The organism is Acetobacter sp. ESL1128, assembly GCF_058505085.1.
The window spans coordinates 1,226,635-1,249,262 of record NZ_CP196369.1 but is presented as its reverse complement, the minus strand read 5'-3'; the positions used below and the strand labels follow the sequence as shown (position 1 = coordinate 1,249,262).

At 51.0% G+C, this 22,628-nt stretch carries 17 protein-coding genes and 3 pseudogenes; 8 read left to right on the top strand and 12 right to left on the bottom strand.

Annotation, left to right across the window (positions count from 1 at the left end):
* Positions 1-170: 170 nt before the first annotated feature.
* Positions 171-2,441, bottom strand: a complete 2,271-nt coding sequence (locus tag ACSYTG_RS05795) for a TonB-dependent receptor (RefSeq protein ID WP_489784132.1) — start codon at positions 2,439-2,441, stop codon at positions 171-173.
* Positions 2,442-2,741: 300 nt separating this feature from the next.
* Between ACSYTG_RS05795 and ACSYTG_RS05790 the strand changes: the two are divergent.
* A pseudogene (locus ACSYTG_RS05790) lies at positions 2,742-3,651 on the top strand (DDE-type integrase/transposase/recombinase).
* A gap of 22 nt (positions 3,652-3,673) precedes the next feature.
* On the opposite strand, the gene ACSYTG_RS05785 reads toward ACSYTG_RS05790, so the two are convergent.
* Entirely contained in the window at positions 3,674-4,132 is a 459-nt protein-coding gene (locus ACSYTG_RS05785) for a hypothetical protein (protein ID WP_489784131.1), read from the bottom strand.
* Here ACSYTG_RS05785 and ACSYTG_RS05780 point away from each other — a divergent pair.
* Both ACSYTG_RS05780 and ACSYTG_RS05775 read left to right on the top strand, forming a co-directional pair.
* Positions 4,132-4,497, top strand: coding sequence for a hypothetical protein (locus ACSYTG_RS05780; RefSeq protein ID WP_489784130.1), 366 nt, complete (start codon positions 4,132-4,134; stop codon positions 4,495-4,497). The genes ACSYTG_RS05785 and ACSYTG_RS05780 overlap by 1 nt on opposite strands.
* 165 nt (positions 4,498-4,662) lie before the next feature.
* A complete protein-coding gene (locus ACSYTG_RS05775) occupies positions 4,663-5,025 on the top strand; it encodes a hypothetical protein (protein ID WP_489784129.1) in 363 nt (120 codons plus the stop codon).
* A 375-nt stretch (positions 5,026-5,400) separates the two neighbouring features.
* On the opposite strand, the pseudogene ACSYTG_RS05770 reads toward ACSYTG_RS05775, so the two are convergent.
* Positions 5,401-5,577, bottom strand: a pseudogene (locus ACSYTG_RS05770) (IS5/IS1182 family transposase); the annotation flags it as partial.
* A gap of 33 nt (positions 5,578-5,610) precedes the next feature.
* Positions 5,611-5,952 (bottom strand): helix-turn-helix domain-containing protein, encoded by a 342-nt coding sequence (locus ACSYTG_RS05765; protein WP_489784128.1) that lies wholly within the window; start codon positions 5,950-5,952, stop codon positions 5,611-5,613.
* A 173-nt stretch (positions 5,953-6,125) separates the two neighbouring features.
* Between ACSYTG_RS05765 and ACSYTG_RS05760 the strand changes: the two genes are divergently transcribed.
* The 3 genes from ACSYTG_RS05760 to ACSYTG_RS05750 are packed head-to-tail and all read left to right on the top strand — an operon-like array spanning position 6,126 to position 7,273.
* Positions 6,126-6,692, top strand: coding sequence for a LexA family transcriptional regulator (locus ACSYTG_RS05760; RefSeq protein ID WP_489784127.1), 567 nt, complete (start codon positions 6,126-6,128; stop codon positions 6,690-6,692).
* Between the two features lie 11 nt (positions 6,693-6,703).
* Positions 6,704-6,880, top strand: coding sequence for a S24 family peptidase (locus ACSYTG_RS05755; RefSeq protein WP_489784126.1), 177 nt, complete (start codon positions 6,704-6,706; stop codon positions 6,878-6,880).
* A gap of 24 nt (positions 6,881-6,904) precedes the next feature.
* A complete protein-coding gene (locus ACSYTG_RS05750; protein WP_489784125.1) occupies positions 6,905-7,273 on the top strand; it encodes a DUF6232 family protein in 369 nt (122 codons plus the stop codon).
* A gap of 2 nt (positions 7,274-7,275) precedes the next feature.
* On the opposite strand, the gene ACSYTG_RS05745 is transcribed toward ACSYTG_RS05750, so the two are convergent.
* The 6 genes and pseudogenes from ACSYTG_RS05745 to ACSYTG_RS05720 all read right to left on the bottom strand — a co-directional run bounded on the left by ACSYTG_RS05745 (position 7,276) and on the right by ACSYTG_RS05720 (position 11,941).
* Positions 7,276-7,713, bottom strand: coding sequence for a hypothetical protein (locus tag ACSYTG_RS05745; protein WP_489784124.1), 438 nt, complete (start codon positions 7,711-7,713; stop codon positions 7,276-7,278).
* Positions 7,714-8,349: 636 nt separating this feature from the next.
* A pseudogene (gene qatA / locus ACSYTG_RS05740) lies at positions 8,350-9,633 on the bottom strand (Qat anti-phage system ATPase QatA); the annotation flags it as partial.
* A 306-nt stretch (positions 9,634-9,939) separates the two neighbouring features.
* Positions 9,940-10,590: a hypothetical protein gene (locus ACSYTG_RS05735; RefSeq protein WP_489784123.1), complete on the bottom strand. Its 651-nt coding sequence runs from the start codon at positions 10,588-10,590 to the stop codon at positions 9,940-9,942.
* Between the two features lie 295 nt (positions 10,591-10,885).
* On the bottom strand, positions 10,886-11,161 hold the full coding sequence (locus ACSYTG_RS05730) for a hypothetical protein (RefSeq protein ID WP_489784122.1): 276 nt from the start codon (positions 11,159-11,161) through the stop codon (positions 10,886-10,888).
* Positions 11,161-11,382 (bottom strand): hypothetical protein, encoded by a 222-nt coding sequence (locus tag ACSYTG_RS05725; protein ID WP_489784121.1) that lies wholly within the window; start codon positions 11,380-11,382, stop codon positions 11,161-11,163. Before ACSYTG_RS05725 ends, ACSYTG_RS05730 begins: the two co-directional genes overlap by 1 nt.
* On the bottom strand, positions 11,375-11,941 hold the full coding sequence (locus tag ACSYTG_RS05720) for a hypothetical protein (protein WP_489784120.1): 567 nt from the start codon (positions 11,939-11,941) through the stop codon (positions 11,375-11,377). The genes ACSYTG_RS05725 and ACSYTG_RS05720 overlap by 8 nt, the downstream gene beginning before the upstream one ends.
* Before the next feature lie 776 nt (positions 11,942-12,717).
* Here ACSYTG_RS05720 and ACSYTG_RS05715 point away from each other — a divergent pair.
* Together ACSYTG_RS05715 and ACSYTG_RS05710 are read left to right on the top strand one after the other, a co-directional pair.
* On the top strand, positions 12,718-16,692 hold the full coding sequence (locus ACSYTG_RS05715) for an AAA domain-containing protein (RefSeq protein ID WP_489784119.1): 3,975 nt from the start codon (positions 12,718-12,720) through the stop codon (positions 16,690-16,692).
* Between the two features lie 21 nt (positions 16,693-16,713).
* Positions 16,714-17,613 (top strand): hypothetical protein, encoded by a 900-nt coding sequence (locus ACSYTG_RS05710; protein ID WP_489784118.1) that lies wholly within the window; start codon positions 16,714-16,716, stop codon positions 17,611-17,613.
* A gap of 526 nt (positions 17,614-18,139) precedes the next feature.
* On the opposite strand, the gene ACSYTG_RS05705 is transcribed toward ACSYTG_RS05710, so the two are convergent.
* Complete coding sequence (locus tag ACSYTG_RS05705; RefSeq protein WP_489784117.1) at positions 18,140-20,662, bottom strand: DEAD/DEAH box helicase family protein; 2,523 nt, start codon at positions 20,660-20,662, stop codon at positions 18,140-18,142.
* A gap of 620 nt (positions 20,663-21,282) precedes the next feature.
* Positions 21,283-22,485, bottom strand: a complete 1,203-nt coding sequence (locus tag ACSYTG_RS05700) for a DUF4062 domain-containing protein (RefSeq protein ID WP_489784116.1) — start codon at positions 22,483-22,485, stop codon at positions 21,283-21,285.
* Between the last annotated feature and the right edge of the window lie 143 nt (positions 22,486-22,628).

The window sequence follows — 22,628 nt, the reverse complement described above, 5'->3', positions numbered from 1 at the left end:
TTCACAACTTGGTGAGCATACAACGAAGCAGATTCACCCGCAGTGATGAAATACTTGCCCTCAGCCCATTGCAGGGGGTGTCCCGGCTCTGGGTCTGGTGTGCCTTCAGTCACACCGGTAACACCCAGAGCAGCTACCCATTCCTCAGTGTTTAAAACCATTCCTGCCGGTCAGAGATCGGCGCTTATGGAAAATTTGAAGGTCTCGGGGTCACCCATAATAAGATTGCTCTGGTAAACAGAAGCCCAGTAACGCTGGTTACCAATATTGGTAACCTCAAACCGGGCCGTAAGAGGCTTTTTATCCACCAGAAATGTGTAGCGCGCACCAAGGTCAAAGCGTGACCAAGCAGACAAGTGCGCCGTGTTGGCATTATTGAACTGCTGTTTGCCAGTGCTGATCACCCGCCCGACAAGTGTCATACCTTTGAGAAGGGGCACATCATATTCAAGGTTGCCGTTTATGGTGTAGTTGGGAATGCCAATAACTGTATTGCCGTTATACAGGTTGCCTGATGTACGGAGCTGTTTGGCGTCAATCAAGGTTAACCCACCATTAAAGCGCAGACCGTGCACGATCTCACCATTGAATGTGAGCTCCATACCCTGGTTACGCTGCCTGCCATCCTGAGTATAGATGGACTGGCTGGCGGAAACGCTCTGTGTCATGCCATAAGGCATGGACGTCTGAAAGAAGGCCACACCGGCTGCAAAACGCCCGACATCATACTTCGCGCCGACTTCGTACTGTGTGCTCTGATACGGCGCAAAAACCTGACCGGCATTGAGATAGGTTGACCCCACGGTCGTCCCCGCCGACAGCCCCTGAATACGGTTGAAATACAGCGCAGTATGCGTGGTGGGATGAATAACAAGACCAATAACAGGCGAAAAAGCATCCGAATTATAATGCGACAGGGGGCTCCCCGTACCATAGGCAAAAGAATTAGACAGAATGTTCTGGTACCGGAAGCCACCCGTAAGCGCGATGCGGTCATGCCAGAATGTCATGGTATCCGACAGGAAGAGGCTGTAGAGTTTGTTCCACGATACGCGACCGGGGTCATTCATGTTGCCTTGGGCATAACTTTCAGACGGTGTAAACTGTGTAGGGTTATAAATGTTACCCGCGTGTGATGTCAGGCTCATGGCATAAGCGGAATCCGATGCCTCCCATGTAGCGGCTCCACCGGCATTCAGTTCATGTTTGATCGGACCGGTCGTAACGTGCCCGCGCACCCCTGCCTGCGTTGCCTCGTTCATCACATTATAGGCGGTTGCCATGGCGCCTACTGTGCCATCGCCAGTAACGGAGTTGGTAAGTGTGGTGGTGGCGTAATTGCCCATTTCGTTACCACTTTGCGCACCAAACTTGCCGTAAGCAGTTATGTGGGACCCAAAATCATGCTCAAGATTCAGTGTGCCAAACACATAACCAAGATCCGTATAAGCCCAACGCTGCCCCCAGTTGGCGGACGGTGCCGTTGTTCTGGGTGTTGGCATGGTTGTTGCTAGACTGGAGACGATAATTGCGCTGCGACCACCAAAAACCTGCTGTTTCTGGTAATTCATGTTCATGTTGATCCGCGTATCATCATTGTGCCAGTCAAAAGCAAGGCCAAGTGCTACGTCATCACGCCGTTCGTTCCTGATCGGGGTATCTCCATCCATACCAGCGGCGTTAAAGCGCAAACCAAAAGTGTGGTCCCGACCAAAGCGGCGGCTGATATCAAAAGCACCTCCCCCCTGACCACTGCTCGTATAATCACCCGTAAGGCGCGTAATATCCGTAGTGCCTGCAATTTTGGGAACAAGATTCACGTTTCCACCAATGGCAGACCCACCTGGTGCTGCACCATTGAGGAAAGCACTGGCACCATTAAGCACCTGCACGGAATCATATAACTGGGGAGAAACCAACTGGCGTGGTGTTACGCCGTACAAGCCATCAATGGCCACATCATCCCCGTACAATGTAAAACCACGAATTTGAAAAAGCTGGGCATAATTCCCATAACCCGTGGTTGTCCGGACAGTCGGATCATTCAGCAAAACGTCTCCCAGCGTCTGTGACTGCTGGTTCAAAATCAGACTGGCATTGTAACTGCGGATATTAAAAGGCACATCCAGACCTTTTTTCTTTCCCAGCGCTCCAAGATCACCACCACTGGAAACGTACATACGGTTCTGACGCGCTGCCGTAACAACGATATTTTCGTTTTCGTGGCTTTGCTGATCCAGATTTTTGTTATCATGCCCCTGTTTATCAGACTTTTCAGCCTGACTGCCTGAAGACTTAACAACGGAACCTCCTGCCCGTTGCGCATTACGAGGAGCCAGGTCTGCATTAGCCGCGACAGCAATGGAAACCGCTGAGACCTCAAGGCCCATTAACAGGCCAGAAACTGAGAGTGTGTTCAGGCAGAATGCACGAAAACTCATCTTTAGGACTCATATGGTGATGGTGGGTCTGGCGCTTATGTCGTAACTGCGAGTTATTTGCAATAGCAACTGCCGTGGGGGAAAACCTCATCAAACACTCAAATCAAACAAGCGGGCAGACTTATCGGTTCAAGCCTTGCTATATATGAATATTTTGTAATGCTGTGGTTCAGTCCGAGCAGGATCAGACTTGTTTCATGTGCAAAACAGCACTATTGCACCTGACCCCACATGCTGGCCTAGGTGTTTGGTCCCGTGGTTTGATGGTGTGATATTTTCACGAGAGTGGAAGGAAGCATTATGGGACAGATACGTCATGGGAACGCCACGACCACGCACGCCGTGCGAGCTGCAATACAGCGATCGCAGGCTTCGCTCGCGGCGCTGAGCAAGGAGTTCGGGATCAACCCGAAAACAGTTGCAAAATGGCGTAAGCGCCAGACTGTCGAAGATCAGAAAACTGGTCCCAAGGAGCCGCGATCAACGGTTCTTTCCAAGACGGATGAAGCGATGATCGTAGCGTTTCACCGGCATACGTTGCTGCCGCTGGACGACTGCCTTTACGCCCTGCAGGCCAGCATTTCTCATCTGCCACGCTCGGCTCTGCATCGTTGCTTTCAGTGTCACGAGATCTCACGGCTGCCGGACATCGAGGGAGACAAGCCCAGACGCTACCCGATTGGGTTCTTTCATCTCGACATAGCGGAAGTCCAGACCGCTGAAGGCAAGCTGTACCCTTCGTTGCCATTGACCGGCCAAGCAAATTCGCTGTCACACAACTGGTCGAGAAAGCTGATCGAAAGACGGCCTGGGAATTCCGCGAACATCTCCTGAGCATCATCCCTTACCGGATCCACACCATCCTGACCGACAATGGGATCCAGTTCGCTGATCATCCCCGTAATCGCAATACAGCCTGGTCGCGTCCCATGCGCTTCGACATGATCTGCGAAGCTCACGGGATCGAACATCGCCTGACGAAACCCAATCATCCCTGGACCAATGGTCAGGTTGAACGGATGAACCGGACGATCAAGGAAGCAACCGTCAAACGCTTCCATTACGACTTCATGGCTGCCTATAATTCAGGCGAAGGCTCAAGATCCTCAGTGGCCTCCCCCCTTACGAATATGTCTGCAAAATATAGACTTCAGAGCCAGAAAGATTCATCATCAGTCCAAGCCATCAAACCACGGGACCAAACACCTAGAATCACGAGCCAAAGGCATCAATCATCGGTTTTCCAATCTCTCCACGGTCAAATAACATATCTCTTTTATTTTTTTTACATCATTGGTTGCGGCAAGGGCTTCATATAAGCAATCATAAAAAGAACCTAAATTTTTAGAATCTATGGCATACATCACTGAATTTAATGATCTGGCCTTCTGGAACCAATACATTGGCTTTTTTTCAACATCTATATGTCCACCATCTTCCACTATATCGAAATATTTATTGTCTATATGCTGTATTGTTTTTTCAAACTCTCTTCTCTCTGTTATGCTTATTAATTTTCCTGTTTCGAAGTATGACTGAATATCATCATTAAGGTAATCTTCTGAATGGCTAGTACTACATGCCCATTTCGCAATTAAACGCGCTATTAAAGCGCGTTCATCGCTTGTGAGTCTTTCTCCATATTCAACTAGTTCAGGAGAAACTTGATTGAGACGTATACTTAAATCCATTGTTTTTCTTTAATTTTTTTATTGAGGTAGCAGGCAATACGTTAACATTCTTTATCGCCAATGCACAAGACGAACAAAATTCTGGACTGACATCACAGTCCTCCTCAGCTGAAGCTGTTGGGGCTAACTCTTTGCCGCCTCATGATGATGAGCCCAATAAAGGTAATAAGGACTCATATTCTGGTGGCCCTCATAAAGACACGTCTAAGCCGACAAGAGATCGGCTTGATAGTCATCACTGTCCTGCTAAAAGTTGCTACAAAGATGTTCCAATTAGCTCAGAAGACGGGCCAGCCATAAAAATGGATCCAGAAGATCATCAGAAAACTAGTAGTTATGGTAATTCTGATTCTGCAAAAAATTAATGGATGAAGGAAAATTTCTTGATGCTGTCCAAATGGACATTGATGATATTAAGAATGTACAAGAAAAAAAATAGAGCAGTTTGGAAAATATGACAATGCAATAAAAGAAATTTTGGACTATTCAAATAACTTAAACGTTAACGATTTCAAAAGGAAATAAAAAAAATGAAATTGACTCCTTTCAGTAAAGTTATTCAAGTTCCACTCTATTCTATAGACTCTTTACGTCCTCAAAAATTTATCGATATTATGCAAGGAATGGACCTTGCGGATATTGCTAAAAATTTCAAAATAGAAATTGTTGATTCATTATTATACGATGATAAAGGTAGTGTATGTACATACGCTCTAGGGTCGAATTTAAGAATAGATTATAATTTAGAGTATAAAATAAAAAGTATAGAATTTAGGTTCTATAAATCGATTTTCAGTAATGAGAATTTAGAAATAGATGGAGTTAATTTATTTCAAAACACTCTTCTTTCGATAATACAAAAATTAAATGAAAAAATATCAAACATATTGTAACAGATGTTGGCATAGATATTTTGGAATGGGGGATATCGTACTTTTCAAGCGATTTTGAAAATGATTTTGATGTAAAAATAGATGCTGTAACAATTTTTTTCATATGAAAATTTATCGATAAAAGTTTATGGGTGTGTATGTCACTCTAAATTTTTCTCGTTATCTTGGGTTTAAAAATTCTTTTCGAAAATGATGGAAGGTAGTTCTATGCCTAGGTTCTGTTGACAAAAGACCTTTCCAGGTGGAGGGATCGAAGAACCGTTGATTGGTTTCCCTTTTGCCTGATTTCGGGTTTTTGGTGTGTTGATTGCTGGTTCCTGGACCTGATTTTCACTCTGCATTTTGAGCAGAGAGAGGGTCTCATACCCTGGATTTCTACGCGGCGGCGTTAATCCGCTCCAGAAGGAGAAAGCGACGCATATTATAGATAATATTGGCCAGCCCGATCCTCATGGTGGCTCGCGTTATGCCTACGGTTCGTATGAACAGTCCTGTCTACGATTTCTGATCGGCAAAAACATGCCCGACACGCAACCGGATAACGAACTTTCCTACGTCGGGATTTTTATGTTGAGTGCGAGGTCATTAATGACCTGAACCGTGACGTGGCGAATCTGTTCCGTATGCCGCCACCTCATTTTGACGGTGCGCCCGGCAGCTCAGGGCGGTAGGAGTTCTGTCAGCACGAAACGAAACAGGGGTTCCGTCCATATGATACCGCTCCGGCCAAACGCTCTCCGGCTGCATGCCCAGCTCACTGGCAATCAGCTTTTCAAGCGGAGCAGAATATCCCGGCTGGGATATCGCATTCGAGACTGTGCTGGGGCTACGCCGATGCAGCTTTGCGAACGCGGCCAGCGTTCCAAACTTCTTTCTCAAACGTGTTTTAATGTCTTCGGGGTGCAACCCGTCTGGCTTTCGTGCCATAAGACTCTCCTTAACTTCAGCCCGGCTGCAACCGGGCTCTCTTTTTCGTCAATCCGCGTGAGAACTAACGGGGAGTGAACACCGTGAGAATACGCATATCAAGCAAGAGGCAAAAAGCACTTCGCAGTTGTTAATGCGTATTTGCGGCTCTGCTTTGAGGGTAAACACCTGATATGATTACAGAAAATAATTCTAACACAGGTGCAAATACGCATTTCGCAGAAACGGACACGAACCGCGAAACGCAAACACGTTTTTTGCGCATGAAGTCAGCCGTAGAAAGGGCTGGGGGGAACCAAGCAGTCTCGGAAAAAGCGGATGTTGGCCTAACGACCCTAAGCACCTACATGAACGGGAAAGAATGGAAGCTAGGTATCGCGGAAAAGATCGCAGCAGCTTGCAACGTAAGTCTCCAATGGCTTCTGTTTGGTGACGATCCGCAGTCAATTTCAGACGGCACTTATGCATTGCCAAAAGATAACGAAAACATATCTTTCCCAAATTATGACATAAAACTGTCTGCCGGGCATGGAATTGACGTTGATGGTAAAATTGCAAAAGCATCTGTGAGTATACCAAAGGGAATTTTGCCCATAGATGTTCTTGACCACAGGAAAAATGTTTGCGCTCTTACTGTAAAAGGCGACAGTATGCAGCCATCTTTAGATGATGGAGACTTGGTTCTTATCAGAACAGACGTTGAAAGCATCAAGAGCGTGCAATCTATGCCATCCGCATAGACAATAGCCTCTTGGTCAAACGCCTGCGCCTGAAGGCTAACGGAAACGTGGAAGTCGTCAGCGACAACCCCAGCTACTCCACAGATGAGCTGAACGCCGCAGAAATCCGCCAGATGATCCGTGACGGCGGCACCCCCGCCAAGATCATAGGCCGCGTAGTCTGGCGCTCCGGCGCTATGACGGTATAACTCCTCAATATAAGGAAAATATTTATGGACACTGGTGAATATATTTATAAAAGTGGGAATATAAGCGTAGATAAATCACTAATTAAAATTGGAAGCGCAAGCTATTCCGTTTCATCTATCGGAAGCACAACAATTTTAAAAGCAATTGATCCCGCTCAAGTTTGGCTAGCAATCTTCGGCGGGATAATAGTTATTGTTGGCTTTTGCTTTTATGTTATCCCTGGAATAATTTTTGCCTTCATTTGGTATAAACTAGCTAAAAAAGCACCTTGGTATAAATATACAGTCCTGATTAAAAACTCTTCAGGAGATCATCCTGCTCTCGAAAATGCCGATTTAACTGTCGCCGCCCAGCTCCATCAGGCTATTGAACGCGCCATATCAACTCGTTAAGATTAGTTGGTTCTATCAGTCCTTTGAAAGGCCATTAAAGGCATTTGAAGGGCTGGCACCAAAATCAGGGTTGGTTCCAAATCATCTGGCTGAAAATACCCCTCAAGGCCAATTTCGTAGTTAGTTCCATCCAAAACCATCAGCCAGCTTTGACCCACCTCAGCCCCGGTTAAAACCAAAAAATCCCGGTCTCTCAACAGGTTTCGTCCCACGCAATCCCTGCTGGTCCCACACAATCCCGGTTTCGCAGTAGTTCCATCCTTCATGGTCGGTAACATCGAAGACTCACACGCGCGCTCCAGCGCGGTATACAAGTACAGAATAGTTATAATATTTAGTACCTTTAGGGAGCGCGAATTTCTCCTTTCATTCCAAATTGTTAGAGGGATTTCCCGTTCCTGATAGGTCGAGAATCCGATTCCTGATAGGTCGATGGGCATCAGGAGTCCTCCACATGGTTATCCACAAGGTCATGTGGATAAGTTTCTTTGCTGGGATCAGGGGAGAAGCGGAGCACCGGCACATTGCTGGCATCGGTCTCCAGACGCAGGCGGTAGCCCTACGAAACGGGCGCGCGCATCGGACGCCCGCACGGTCCTTTCTGTCAGCATGCGGCGGATGACGTAGGGTTCACGGTTATTCTCGGTCATGACTGCGTTTCGAGTGACGACGCCGTAGCGGTCTAAAAGCTCCTCAACCGTTGCAAGTGCTCGTGCGGTATCACTGGAGGATTCATTCTGGATCAGTGACCAACGCCCAGAAAGTGCCTGATCACCAAGTGTTGCAAAGGAATTTTTCGATCTCGTTCCGATGCCGATTGTTTCCCGATCGGGAAGTCCGCGCCGGCGTCGCCCGGAAACGTGAGAAGAACGGGAACGTCGAACGGGAGGTCCGCCGCAATAAGCACGCAGAGGAGCCCACGTATCTGTGGTGACATAGCCGCTCCATGCGAGGTCCCAGAGTGCCTGATGAATTTCAGCCGGTGTCGGCGGATCCTCGGGTTCAACCACAATCGTACTTTCCGCCATCTCACTGGATCTCGTTGGGTCTGTTTCCAGTCTCTCAAGGCGCTGGCATATCCCATCCGCATCCTGAGCGGCGTCGCTGGCGATGCGGTCGTAAAGCCGGGGGATGAAGCGCTCCGCTAACATCAGCTTAGCCAGCACAGTCCGTTTGAAATTGTCACCGAACTCTCGGCTTCGAGCGGTATGTTCGCGGAGCAATAGAGCGTTGAGAAACCGTTTGATCTGACGCGGGTTGCCGAACGCACCTCGAGCGAGCAGCGGGCCGATCTGATCGCTGAGCGTGAGCGCGGCGATAACTGCCTTACCCTTCTTCTCGTCGAGATTACCTAGATTGTCCCGAAGCATCGCGGCATCGACGCCGCCGCCTTTCCAAGGCTCTCGAAGGGCTGTCCGCGCTTTCGCGATCAGTTTCTGAAAGCCCTCGTGATCGTCGCCAAGCTCGGCACCGACCAGAAGGAGTGTCACATATGACCGGGTCTCGACATCGCCGAGCGCAGGAATCCGGAATGGGACCTGGATGAGTTTCTCGAGATAATTGCGCGCATAATCGCGCGGCCCCGTGCTGTCCGGCAGATCGGGGAAGTGCTTCCTGACAGAATATTCGATCATCGCCTCGTCGGCGGCGACAACGAAGGCGGTGCTGTCCGTGAAGAGGAACAAGCGAACCGCCTCAAGGGTTTCGATCGCAGTATCTGGAAGGCATCTATCGAGATCGTCGATGAGGATGACGAGCTGGTCGATTCCTGCAGTTCTGAGGAGACTGTTGAACGCTTTCCGGAAAGCCCTGATCTCCTCTGGGACCTTCTTCGACGAGGGTTTGAGCAAACCCTTTGCTTCATTGGCCGCTTCCTGAAGGTTTTCTTTGGTCGCGAGCTTCATCGGATCTTCGGCGAGATGGCTTAGTTTGCCGATTAGTCCACCGATCATATCTGATGACGGGATGCCAGTCGTCGCCGTCATAGCGAGTCCTCCCGCATGGCGCGCCAGTTTCAGCCAATCGATACGCTGGAAGATGTCCTTGACCGCTTCTCCGGCCTTTGTAAGCAGGGATCGCTTTGTGATCAGCGCCGTTACGATGCTCTCGATCAGTGCGATCTTCGCGTCCTCGAAGCCTTGATAACACCAACCGTTGAATTTAAGACAGAGCGCGTTTTCGTAGTCGGCGAAACTTGTTTCGATCATCTTGAGGATGCTCGATTTGCCGGCGCCCCAATCACCATGGATGCCGATGGTCATCGGCTTGGATGGGTTGTCGCGCAGCAGCGCGACGATCGATCTGGCGATCGGCTCGTTGTTGAGCAGATCGACCTCGGTTTCATTATCGAACAAAAACATCAATTTCCCCTCAGAGCACCATCCTCATTACGGGAACGTATAAGGTCAAAAGCGGGTATTGGAGATTGAACTGCCCCGGATCACCCCGTTCAGACCCATCTGCCGCATCAGGTGTTCGACAGTGCAGCGCACAACCTGCCGTTCCTCACGCTGCAGGCTGTTGCCAGATTGTCGCTCTGAGCGGCACAGCGATGGCCCTGGAAGAGGCTGTGATAGCCTCCGTGTATGGAGGGGAAAGTAGAAGGTCTGTTAATGGGTAGGAATCGTAATTGGCAGAAGTGAACTGCCTTAATAGGCCTTGGCATTTTAAGCCAGCGCCTTTGCGATCTGTTTGTTTTCTCGGTATAAGAGGCGATCTATTTCCCATCCTTCAATCGTAATTTCGGCCGCCAAAATGGCTAGAAATACCTCCTGTTCTTCGTAGTGGTTGGTACCTTGATAGCCAAGTAGGGGAAGCAACTTCTTTATTCGGCTGTCTATAGCAAAGCAGCCATCCCGAAATCGATGATCATAGATATCCATCATTATATTTCGGGCATATTTGTCGCCAATTTCAGGAAATTGTTTCCAAAAAGCGATAATTTGAGTGGCATCCATTGGATCCAGCGTCCTACGTATTGAGGCTGGGCCACCTTGTTCAAGAATGTGCTGGTATACTCGCTCCAACCAGTTGGCAGTCCTCCTCCAGAAACGGCCAACCGTTTCAAACCTTTTTTTACGCTCTTCGTCGCTAGTGCCCTCGAGACTTTGCCAAGATAATTCGCTATCGTAGCGTAGTTTCACGTTCCGATCCCAGCGGGCCGAACCGCCTCGGGTCGCAGCCGACAATACAAGTCCGTTCCAAGGCCAGTCAGCATAACCACCCCATGCCTGAGCATTGGCTTTCATCAGTATAAGTTGATCACGATGTTCCAAAAATTTAGCTTGCAGAAATTTTATAGTCTCATTCCGCTCCATATCTTAGGCCTCAATTATTTCTTGTCAGAGGATTGTATCAGGTTTTCAATGTAATGGTGGGGGCGAACAGAAGGTTGGTTCTCGGACAGAAATGATAGAAAGCAGCCATTGCCTGCGCTCATTTCCATAATGCCTGCCGACCGACAAACGCGGCTCACTATATTAAACAGCAAGTTGTACCGAAAGTTGTCACAGGCTCTAACCGAATGGTCTGGTCGACAACGTCTGCACCAGTTTTACATCGCAAATCCGGAATAGGCCTCGCCGCTAGACATTTTTGTATATCTTTTCGCGCTCAGCGCTTTTTCTCAAGAAATTGCCAAAAAACTTTTGGCATTCGCCCGTGCCTTTGTTCGGGATCGATCACGCAAATAAAACTTCGCGTATCTGTTCCAAAAGCTTTCTGAAGGCGCTTGTACCACTGCTCTGGAGAGGACGACGTCCAAATAAGCCAACTATTAGGACCCACCTCAATCCAGTCAAGGGCCTTATTTAGGACAGTATGGATACTCTCCATCACCACCTTTGGGTGCCCAGGCAGTTGTAACAGCATAAAACGTGCGTCAGCCATCAGCGGTCACCTTGATCATCGTCATCATCAGAAATCTGATCTACTGTATTTCTTCCCTCAGGATCTTCCACGTCTGGAGAGGGAGATAATTCACCTGCTTTCGAATCCAGTATATTTCCAAGAGCCTTCATTTTACGCCTGATTTTTATAGCGGAAATCAGAGATGTGATAGCTCCAAATACCGAAAGAGAGATTCCTATGATTGCCAAAGTATTAAACATCAGCGATCTCCGAAACGGCTATACAGCTTGTTGATACAACTAACGTGCTGACAAAGAAAATAATAGAAGTTACTATCTGCATAGTTAAAGGATTTATGGATGACCTCATCATAACATACAAGGATATACTTAATATGATATTTATTGTTGATAATCCGGTTAATTCAATTTCCTTATTCTCGTCTTTTATATTTACTCCCTGAATTTCACCCAAGCCTACCGCCGAAAAAGCAACGGCCAACAGACAAAGTTCTCCTTTGCCAATGATTTCTGCAAATCCTGGCATTGATCCACTGGCTGCGCGAGAGACGGCCATAAAATAATCAATTCCGAGAGGAAGTAGCGAGACGATAATAGTGAATATTATCCATCTCCATAATCTTGGTGACATCTCCCCCCCCCACGGCTTAATAAAACTACTTGATTTTTGAATATACCATTTGGAAGGCTCGAAAAACCCATTTTCTGCACATTTAGTGCATAACAATATCAATGAATTATGATTCTGGCTCGGTTGAAAACGAGGGTTTTCGCACCCTCCATTTTTCAGTTTAGGCAATTAAATTCGCGCTCTGCTCCGAAAAATGACATTAATGAATGCCGTTATGAAAAGGCGGCCTTAGTCTAAAAGACATATATCGCGGTTCGCCTAACAATGTCGGCTTTCGGGCAACAACCATTCCCACTTTGATGTCTGCCATGAAGGCGACTGCCGCCTGTCTGCTCCTGCATCACTGAGCGGACAGGCAGATTAGGGGGGGAAACCGGTCGGTCCGGGTTTAGGTGGAATTTTTTTGAAAGCGGACGTCTCCGCCAATCCCTAGGCGGTTCACTCATGGAATTGCTGTTCGCCCGGACATCCTTCTGGTCTGATGCATTGACACTGGATGACCTTCTTCCGCAGCTGACATCAGGCCGGATGATCCAAGTTCATGACGAATACCGGAAGGCAGGTCTACCACTCAATGTGATTGCAGAACACGTTCTCTTCTATAAAAGACCAATCCGATCCGATGAGCAGCGCGATGTTGCTTGCGCTTTGAGGGATCTTGGTCGGACACAGCATCGCACGGCTAAGGCCCGACTTTGGATAGCACCCCCTGATTTTCCATCGCGAGATCGAAACAAGCCTTGATGGCATCACAGGTAAAGACATCTCGTAAAGCGCTACGATTTCTCCAGTGTCTTTCTTTGCCCAGCCGTCGTTTTCTTGGTCATCTGCCTCACTGCAACCATATGTTCTGACACTAAATCCTGAGCCTAGGGGACGCATATGTTTACATGTCAAAGGGCATTTTGTAACAAAAAGCGTCACTACATAGGGTTCTAAAACGGATGTCGTCGAAGCCAAGCCATCATTCGGTCCTTTCGTACTGGCATTCCGCTCTTCTTGATGATGCCCAGATGAAGATCTCCTTTAGCCGGGATAATCTGGTTGCTCTTGACGAAGAGGGTTTTGAAAAAGGCCAGCTGCCGCCAGACAAAACCCAGGCACTGAGAAAGATGCATCCTGCCTCCCGTGACCTGGCTCCCGACGATTCCATTATCGCGATGGCCGGTATCCGCATTCTTCTCGGACAGGTCAGTCATTCCACCGAGCATTCGAGACAGCCTGCCCTTTTCTGTATGGCCATGCTCGTCAACGTCAGTCCGGGAGGCACCATCCAGCCGCTCAAGGATGCCCCGCCCTGGATAAATCGAGAGCTTCTCGAACCGTCGGATGGTGACGTCCTGATTGGTGATTTGGCCACCATGGACACCTGGCTCCAGCTCAATCCGTTTGAAGGAGGCAGTCTCGGCAAGACCCTGGAGTGGGCGGAAAAGCTTTGGAACGCAGTGACCGGAGAAGACGGATTACCCGACGGCTACGAACTCTGGGAGCGCGTGGCCCTTCAGCCTGCGGAGGCCAGCATCGGGATGATTGCGACCCTCCATCAGCGACGGTTTTACGATACCGTTCTGGCTGACACCGATCTCGTAACACCTCTGCTCGCACGGTATGTCGATGGTGGACCGGAACCGGCCGTCGTGGATGAGTCCCAGAAGTGGGCTGCAGCGGGCCGAGCCAGGGGAACGATGACTTTCGCCTATGGAATGTCATCCAACCAGTCTGAAGCCATGACGGCGTTCTGCTCGGTGAAAGATGGTGACATTCTCGCCGTGAACGGCCCCCCGGGCACCGGCAAGACGACACTTCTGCAAGGTATCGTCGCAACGGAGCTGGTGACACGTGCCCTCGAGGGTGGTGATCCGGCTGTCATCGTCGGGACCTCGACCAACAACCAGGCTGTCACCAACATCATTGATGCCATGAAAAAAGCCATGGCTTCCAAGGACAGCCGGCCATGGGCGAGAAGATGGATTGAGGGTGCCGATGCGCTGGGTCTGTATTTCCCGTCCGGAGAGAAAGAAAAGGAGGCTCTGAAAGCCGGCTACCTGATCGCGTCTCCGGGAAGAGGCCTGGGCACGATGGAGTGGAAAGGCTTCCCCGAACGTGAACGGGACACGGTCGATGCCTGGGCCTCCCGTGACGCTTGGATTAACGGCTACTACAGTTCTTTCTATCCGGGCGTCACTCCGCCAGTCCGCAAGGAGCACCTTTCAGGTCACGGTCCTCAGGGGGCGCGTCACGACATCAGCCTTGTTGAAGATGGCATCGCGAAAATCCGCGCCCGTATGAAAGTGCTTGTCGAAACAGGGCAGGTCTGTGCTGGAGAAGCCAGAAAGCTGAATCAGCTTTACGTGGCCTCGGGCTATGGAACATATCCCGACATCACAAAGGCCATCGCCCAACGGGAAGCCCTTCTTCAGGAGCGCAGACCAAGGGAAGACGCTCTCAAATCCGACCTCAAGGAAAAAGAGGCCGCTGCCGCCGTTCCGCGCGCTAGGATCAATGAGGAGAACCGGAAAACCCGGGACCTCCTGAAGCAGCGTGATGATGCTGTGCATGCTGCCGGGCAGAAAGTCGAAGAGGTGGGAGCACATGCCGTCGCGCTCATTGCTGCATTGCCGGAGGGCGGTTTCTTTTCGAACCTGATGAGTGGACGCAACTGGGCGAATGTTGAAAGGCTTGTCGCCGAGGGTAGACAGGGCAGCTTCTTTCGGCCGCTCATGCAGGCTCAGGTCAAGTCCAAGCTCGAATGGATGAATGCCATCAATGAGATGACGGCATCAGCCGAGAGGGAACTCGCAACAGTCCGGGAATCCCGGGAAGAGACGCGTCAGGCTCGAGATACCCTGGTCCAGAAGTTGGAACGCGAGGTTGCCGCTGCCGACCTGGTGAGCAAGACCGCCCGAGCAGAGTACGATCACTATGTGGGAGGCTCCTATGTTCTGGCCGGTCGCGAGCTTGAAAAGCTCGTCACCCTCAAGCATCAGATACTCCAGCAACTTCAGGATTGCTGCACGTCCATTGAAACGGTTCTGGAACCGTCCGACTGGGCCGAGATGTTCGACATGCCGGAAGAAAAACTTCCCTGGCGCCAGAGCAACTGGACAGGAAGGCTAGATGTCATCGAGGATTTCCTGGACCGGACAATACGCTACGCTCTGTTCCAGTATGCTTTGCGCTACTGGGAAGGTCGGTGGGTCCTTGAAGTTCAGGCTCTTCAGGATGCGCTCGAGCAGAACGACAACAAGGTCTATCCGTTCAAGGTTGGCGGCAGAGCCATGGAGGCCATGTATCGTCGATGGGCGATGCTGACACCGCTCTTCATCGTGACGGCAGCCAGCCTTCCGAAGTTTCCCAAATGCACGATGATGGAAAAGGGCAAATTCGTCGAACGTTTCATGGCAGGTTTTTTCGACCTGCTCATTGTTGACGAAGCCGGACAGATAGCCCCCTACCAAATGGTCCCGGCCATGGCCTTCTCGAAGAAAGCCGTTGTGGTCGGGGATGTCTTCCAGATTGAGCCGGTTGTCACCAGTTCCTATGCAACGGATACTGGCAATGCCCGAAAGGCCGGCGTTCAGGAATACTTCTGGGATGACGACGGACCGGTTGATCCCCGCGTCGTCACGGCCGCCCCGGGAAACAATAACATCATGGGCTCCGTGATGCGCGTGGCCCAGACGGGCACCAGTCACTCCTCACCGGACAGCCCTGTTCCCGGCATCTTCTTGACCGAGCACCGCCGTTGTCGACCGGACATCATCGAGATCTGCAACGAACTCGTTTATAACGGCCGCCTGAAACCCATGACCGCAGAACCGGACAGGGAACCTCCTCTGCCCCCTCTTGCTTGGGCCAATGTCAATGGAACGTCGGAGCGTCTGGGGCGCAGTCAGCGCAATCCCCGTGAAGCGGAGGCCATCGCGCGGTGGATTGTCAGTAAAGCGGATGAATGGAAGGACTTCTACGACAAGCCGGTGAACGAGATTGTCGCGGTGATTGCCCCCTATGGACCGCAGAGAGACGCCATCCGGCGGGCGTTGCGCAAGTTCAGCATGGCCCATACGGACAAGAACATCTCGAAAATCAAGGTCGGCACGGTCAACGCCATGCAGGGCGCAGAACGGGACATCATCATCTTCTCGCCAACATGCGACCGCAAGGCGAGCACGGGATTCCTGGATGGCAAGCGCAGTCTTCTCAACGTCGCCATCTCACGAGCCGTCCATTCGTTCGTCGTCATTGGCACGATGGAAATCTTCGAGCGGAATCCTGCATCGGCCCTGGGAATTCTGGGGAGAGCCTTGTTTTCCAAGGGCTATGAACTCGGGGATGTGACTGGCAACTGGGCGGCAGATACGTCTCTCATCCTCCGTGGCAAGAGGCTGTCATCCGTAAGCGAGCACCACGCGCAACTGGATAAAGCCCTCGCGGACCTGAAAGACGGCGAGGAAATTGTCATTGTCTCCCCCTTCCTGTCCCTGTCCGGCGTCAACGCACCTGAACTCCAGGATAGCATCCGCGAGGCCGTTGGCAGAGGGGCCGTGGTCAATATCGTGACGCGCGCTCCCAACGCTCCCGGTTATTCCAACGGAACATCACCTGCGTGCAGAAAAGCACTCGAGGAGACGGGAGCAAGGCTGCACGACATCAAGCTCCTACATTCGAAGACGCTGATGACGCAGAGCTTCATTGCAGAAGGGTCCTTCAACTGGCTGAGCGTCATGCGCGACAAACCTGAGGGCGCCAATCTGGATACATCATGGGTGCTGACCGGGGAGGATGCCCATAAAGCCGCCCGAGAAGCCATTGATGAGCTCAACCTTCTTCTGAAAGAGAGCAAGCCCCCGTCCGAAATAGGGCATGGAATAATGGCGGCCTTTGTCAGTCTGAACTGCCCCGGGTTTACCGGAGAGTAAAACTCTCGGAGGATGAGCCCTATGGTAGAGAAGAAGAAAACATCGCGTTATTCGCCTGAGTTCCGTGAGCGCGCCGTGCGCCTTCTGGATGAGCATCGCTCGGATTACCCGAGCTTATCAGCGGCCCGTCGCGAGATTGGTGGCAAGCTTGGCTGCTCGGGCGACAGCCTGCATGACTGGTGGAAGCCGGCCCGGCGGGACGCGGGTGCGCAGCCGGGGCCAACCACGGCCGAGACGGCACGGATCACCGTCGGTCGCGAAGAACTGGAAGAGCGCGTGCTGACCGGCCTCAAGAAAAGGCTGCTCGCACCGGAGGCTGCCGCCGAGGCGATGCGCGCCTATGTCGAGGAAACCAACCGGCTGAATCATGAACGGCGCGCCAGCATCAGCGCCTGGAAAACCGAGCTGGGCAAGATCGAGAAAGGCGTGAAAGGCATTTTCGATGCGATCGAGAATGGTCTTTACGACGAAGGCATCAAGCAACGCCTGGGCGAGCTGCGGCAGCGGGAACAGGAACTCAGGGCCAGCCTGAAAGACGCGGATGACAACACGCTGGACATCCATCCGCAGGTCGCGGAGATCTTCCGGCAGAAAGTCGAACGCCTCGCCGCCTCCCTCAACGATCCGGAGGACCGGCCGGAAGCGACACAGGCGCTACGGGCGCTGATCGAAAAGATTGTGATCACACCGGGCCGCAAGCGGGGTGAGTCCTTCGCGGTCCTGCACGGCGAGCTGGGTCGCATTCTGCGTTTCACCGCGCAGAAAGGCGCTGAAACGACAAAGGCCCGGGCGAATGCCGGGCCTTTGTGGAACTCAGTGGTTGCGGGGGCAGGATTGCTTCTCAGCTTGCAAAAATCGCAAGTTGAGAGCAAAGCGGGATTAAAAGACTGTTTTATTGAACTTTTTTCTGCCCATGCATGAAATCTTACTGAAATAAATCACCCCTGCCCTCATAAAACGTAGAATTTATGCATCCAAAGCCACGTCAGCTTCCGCCTCACGGCAGACATCAAATTGGTGATGGTGCTTCTCCGAAAGCCGACATTGTTAGGCGAACCGTCATAGACCGAGTTTGGGACATTGCCGCCGTTCCCAGGCCGCTCATCGAGCGGCAGAGTTGGCCAAAAGCCGACGTCAGGTCGCAACGCTCTAAATGGCCGGGGCTTCACAACATGACGAAACGACATGCACCGGTGCCTTTACCTCTCGGCCTGGACATGAACGACGACACCTCGGAAACCGGGGTGCCCCGAGAGCGCTTTCGATCCGTTGGGTTGTGAAGGCCGGCGCTGCCCTCGCAACGCGGAAATGTGACTAGCAGGCTGGTGGGATTGCGCCAAGGCAGGAGGCGTCGATGACCACGTTCATCTTGCCCGAACCAATCGACAGGACTCGGCCAGAAACTAAGTAGCGCCTCCCTCCGAGGCTGACGCATGCCGATTAACGATCACAACTCCTTGTCATGCAAGCGTTCGTGTATCTTCTCCAAGTTCCAGTAGGGGCGGTCCGTTTCGGTCTTTATGGCTATGAAACGCTCCATCGGGGTCTTTCTCCGCATGTCCTCAACCAGAGCGAGAACTGCATCACGCAGCGCCACTGCGCTAGCGGTGCAGCACAGTCCCATCTCTTCTGATGGTGACGCTTTATTGCTGGCCACGCCCTCCGGTCCCACGAAGAGGAGACCGAGAAGCTCGAAATCGGAGTGGTTCTTTTCTAGCCATTCGATGTGGTTGTGACCCTGACCGATATCGTCTTTGGAATAGGCGCCCGGCTCGTCCTTGTCAGTTTTAAGCTCGAACGCCAGCATCTGAGCGTTCTTCTCATCCCGCCAGAGAACGTCCGGCCCAATGCCTTCATCGTTGTCAGGTCGCGTCGAGGTTAAGCCGAGCAATTCGCCCAACGCTCGCATGCCGGCTTCGGCTTGATTGGGCGTGCCACTGTCAATGAGGTTGAGGGGCTTGGTGAACTTCGCAAGTTCCTTTTCGTATTTCGCGCCAGCCGCATGGCTCAGCAAATCCCATATCGACTTGCCGAATTCGTTCAGCTCCTGCCCGTCATTTTTGACTGGCTGCACTGTCGCCCTGGGAAGCGTCATCGACCGGCCCAGACGCTTCATCGCGATCGCATATTCTCGCAGCGCGGCATCTCGGTCGCCTTCGCGCTCATAGGCGGCACCCAGCCACAGGGTATGCCAGCCCCCTAAAGGCGTATCATGCGTTGCAGTCTGATCAACCGTCTTTTCCAGCTCTCGCCGGGCCGTGGCAGGGTCGCCGCTCCACATGGCTGCAGCGTAGCGCGCTTCGGACAACGCTGCCTCAATGAGAAACGGCTCGGCAGCCTCAGCCCGTGCCAGCTGATCCTTGTCTAGTTCGCCGAGTTTTACCTCGCGCTCGTAATAATCCAACCATCCCTTGTCCCGGCCGAGAACGGAATCGACCAAGGCAATGACATCCTTCTGACTTTCGAGTTGGCCGGAATCATGTACTTCCCTTCCAACGTGGACCTGCTTTTGCAGCAGTGGCGGAAGCAAAGACAGGTTCCTGTCGTTGTCCAGCCACTTGTTGATATCCTCCCCCTCAAGCAGAAAGGCGCCATAGTCATTCCGGCCGCGGTTGATCCGTCCGAAAAGCTGAGCGAGACGGTTAGCCACGCGGACCGCATGGACATTTTTCATGCGGAGATATTCCCATTGGAATCGCTCGATCAGAGACATGCCCGATGGAAGCCCGTCGACCACCATGATTCGGCATGTTTCATGCGGGAGGTCGATCCCATCCACGCGAGAAACCAACGCGAAGGCACCGTGCTTCGCTTTTCTGAATTCAGTAAGCTCCTGGGAGAAGTCCTCCGTTTCCGGCGGTTTGGCAACGTCCTCCCATTTGGTCGCGGAGTTATAGTCCGGGATCGCGATCACGACCTTACGCGTATCGACAAGCTTGCTGACGAAAGCCGGTCCTAGTCCTTTTTTTACGCGGCGGCCGTTGATGATTAGCCGCTCGCCGTTACCCGCATCGTTCGAGGGCATGACGGTGGCCTTGGGCAAGCGCCCGAACGCGCGGACGAATTCAGTCTGGCTTTGCAGCGTGGCAGAGAGATACACGCGGCGAAGTGGCTGCTCGAAAATATCCAGAGCGAGGGAAGGCAGAAACGGCGGACCGATTTCAAACACACCCCGTGTGAACAGGGCGGCGCAGGCGTCGAGATTGTCCTCTAGCCATGCAAACGGAAATTTCAGATCCGCATGCTGGCCAAGCTTGTACCGATTGAATATCTCCAGCAGGCGTTCGCTTCGCTCGTACAGGCCGCCAGGAGCCACAAAGGCGGTCGAATGGTGTTCCTGGCTTAGGCTGTCCCGGAAACGCGAGCGAATCCCCAGTTCCTTGAAATGGGGTTCGAACAGGTCGGCGATCTCGCCGAACAGGTCTTTCTGCTCCCGGATATCGATCCTTATTGTAAAAGCGCTGCGCAACGTCGCCTCAGCGACATGCGCGTCATCGAAGATGATCGCGCCTGGGAAGTACCGTTTTCTGATCGAACTATGGCCGTTGAAGAGCGCCGAATAGGTAGTGATGCAGAACGCTTTCCCGGTTTCGAAAAGTTCGTTCGAATACGAGCTGTAAACACGTGTCGTGTGATCGATCCCAATGCGGTCGGCCTCGTTTGAGGTCTGATTTACAAGGTCGATGGTCGAGCAAACGTAGATGACATTGTCGACACCTTCATTCACTAGGCTTTGAGCAACCAACAGGCCCACGATTGTCTTGCCTGCGCCGGTGTTCAGAGAGATCAAGACATCGTTTTTAGTCCTAACGTCGTTCCAACCGGAGAGCGCCCGATCCTGGCCGCGCCACAGATCGTTGGGCGTCCCTTTCAAACTAGGTAGCGATTCGAAGATTTTGATAGGATCGGTGGGAGCCTGCTTCGATTTTGCGCTTCCCAGTTTCGAAAAGTCAAAAACCAACTTACTCACTCCCTTTTCAACACCATCGCGTGGGGCTGTAACTCACCGTTTTTTGAGTAACAGGCTACCGTAGCATGTTGGATTTCAGGCGCAGGCACAACACCGATAGACGGTCAGGATCAGGATGTCTTCGATCTCCTCATAGTATCCCTTCCGAACAGCGTGCCTTAAAGTGCTTACCTAGTCCTCGGAATGGGCGCTCTTCAGCGAGCTTGGACTTACAGCTCGAAGGGCGGAGAACAGCAGGTATCGGCGTAAGCGGACATTCCCAATACCGCTTCGGAACGGCGTATGTTGGTCGGTAGGCGTCATGAATATGGGCGCAGTGTATGGCGGCTTTCGGTTATTTTTACCCGATAATCGACATTCAACTCACCCCCCAAATCTGCCAGTCGGCTTCAAGAATTAAGCAGACTGGCGGCAGTCGCCCTCATCTCAGATATAAGCAAAGCAGAAGTAATCTCCGCATAGGAGACATTATCCGTTCAAAACTTTATATGCAGTAGGGTAGAAGCCAGATTGCCTATTCTGCAAATATTCACACTAACAAATGTGGTGAATACTGCTCTAATGACCACGCCAGCTCCTGTCCATTTTATTTAACGAGGCTGCCTTTTTATCTAGTGTTATCAGTGCGTTTCTCTTTGAATAAGCAATTCGGAAACTATGTTGTCTTTGTCGGATATTTTTTCTTTCCAATCAGGAATGAATTCCGAAAGTTCAGTATCAACATTTGTTACTTCGAGACGACAACTGGCATTTAGGACGAGCGGGATAGTGAACGAATCGCTATAAATTCGAGCACTGATCTCAAGAGTACATGATATAGGGCTAGAAATATACAAGACAGGCTTGACGATTCGCTTCCGTTGGGGCTGGACGGCGTCCCACGACTGGGAAAGCTGCCAACTTTCGCCTATTTTTTGCAATGAGCCTGGTTCTGACTGCTGGATTATCTCGTCGATTTGATCATCATTCTCGCTACCCCATAGGAGATTGAAGGAAACGCGTCTAGATCCAAGCTGTCGACGGTTTGTTAAAATAAATTCAGATGAGTCGGCTCTAAAATAAAACTCTACATAAGTATTTCTTATGCCTACTGATCCTGTATTCTCTATAGCAAGAAGTATAGGGATATATGAATCCCTCTGCATCTTCTTTTGTAGCAGCTTATCTAAATCGTTTCGAAGCTCAGTTGGCACACAATCTAAATCTTTAAAAATTGGTTTTTGGTAGAATTTTTTCTCAAAGTTTCCTAACTGGCTTCCATCATCAACAGACAGAAAAGTAAATGACAGTGGTGATTTGCCACTCGCTTCCGCGTCCTGAAGTTGCCTTACTTTCATTTCTAATTGCCTAGAAAACTTGTCTCTAAAGTCGCTAATACGACTGTAAGTCTCGACTAAACCTTTTGGGTAAGTTTTCTGTTTGAAATCTTGCAGTTTTTCAAACTGTGCAAAATCCATTTTGTCAGGCTCTATAGGTATCCTTGAAAAATATAACATCACAGGTTTTCCGGCATTCCCGACGCGTTCAATTTCCTCAAGGGTACCACTATCTGCAACACCCGTTGGAGAACCTATCCGGCACCAAAAAATACCGACAAGTAGATCGCACTCATCAATGATTGCGCGGTTAACTACTTCTTGAGGACGAGTTCCATACTCGGGCGCGGTATGTGTTTCCCATTTTAAAGGCAGTAACACTGTCTTTCGAGTACTTGAATAAAGATCGTTCCAAGATTGTATTAGAGAAGACACTAGATCGCGCTCTTCCTCGACGTCCGAGGGAGAAGCAATAACGATTCGATAAACCTTTGCATCAAATGCCATTGAGTCCTCCAAGCATAAGAGGTTTATTATATCAGGTTCTTTAGTCGTCCCATAATTTTGTGAGCAGACTACGGCGTGTCGTCAGTTAACCGCTGATCCTGATGGCTGAGGGTTGTACTTTCTGTCTCTCTGTGCTGATTGTT

Excerpts from the sequence above, each read along its gene's own strand:
- ACSYTG_RS05795 (WP_489784132.1), bottom strand. The coding sequence starts at position 2,441 with ATGAGTTTTCGTGCATTCTGCCTGAACACACTCTCAGTTTCTGGCCTG.
- ACSYTG_RS05785 (WP_489784131.1), bottom strand. The coding sequence starts at position 4,132 with ATGGATTTAAGTATACGTCTCAATCAAGTTTCTCCTGAACTAGTTGAA.
- ACSYTG_RS05775 (WP_489784129.1), top strand. The coding sequence starts at position 4,663 with ATGAAATTGACTCCTTTCAGTAAAGTTATTCAAGTTCCACTCTATTCT.
- ACSYTG_RS05765 (WP_489784128.1), bottom strand. The coding sequence starts at position 5,952 with ATGGCACGAAAGCCAGACGGGTTGCACCCCGAAGACATTAAAACACGT.
- ACSYTG_RS05760 (WP_489784127.1), top strand. The coding sequence starts at position 6,126 with ATGATTACAGAAAATAATTCTAACACAGGTGCAAATACGCATTTCGCA.
- ACSYTG_RS05750 (WP_489784125.1), top strand. The coding sequence starts at position 6,905 with ATGGACACTGGTGAATATATTTATAAAAGTGGGAATATAAGCGTAGAT.
- ACSYTG_RS05745 (WP_489784124.1), bottom strand. The coding sequence starts at position 7,713 with ATGCCCATCGACCTATCAGGAATCGGATTCTCGACCTATCAGGAACGG.
- ACSYTG_RS05735 (WP_489784123.1), bottom strand. The coding sequence starts at position 10,590 with ATGGAGCGGAATGAGACTATAAAATTTCTGCAAGCTAAATTTTTGGAA.
- ACSYTG_RS05730 (WP_489784122.1), bottom strand. The coding sequence starts at position 11,161 with ATGGCTGACGCACGTTTTATGCTGTTACAACTGCCTGGGCACCCAAAG.
- ACSYTG_RS05725 (WP_489784121.1), bottom strand. The coding sequence starts at position 11,382 with ATGTTTAATACTTTGGCAATCATAGGAATCTCTCTTTCGGTATTTGGA.
- ACSYTG_RS05715 (WP_489784119.1), top strand. The coding sequence starts at position 12,718 with ATGTCGTCGAAGCCAAGCCATCATTCGGTCCTTTCGTACTGGCATTCC.
- ACSYTG_RS05710 (WP_489784118.1), top strand. The coding sequence starts at position 16,714 with ATGGTAGAGAAGAAGAAAACATCGCGTTATTCGCCTGAGTTCCGTGAG.
- ACSYTG_RS05700 (WP_489784116.1), bottom strand. The coding sequence starts at position 22,485 with ATGGCATTTGATGCAAAGGTTTATCGAATCGTTATTGCTTCTCCCTCG.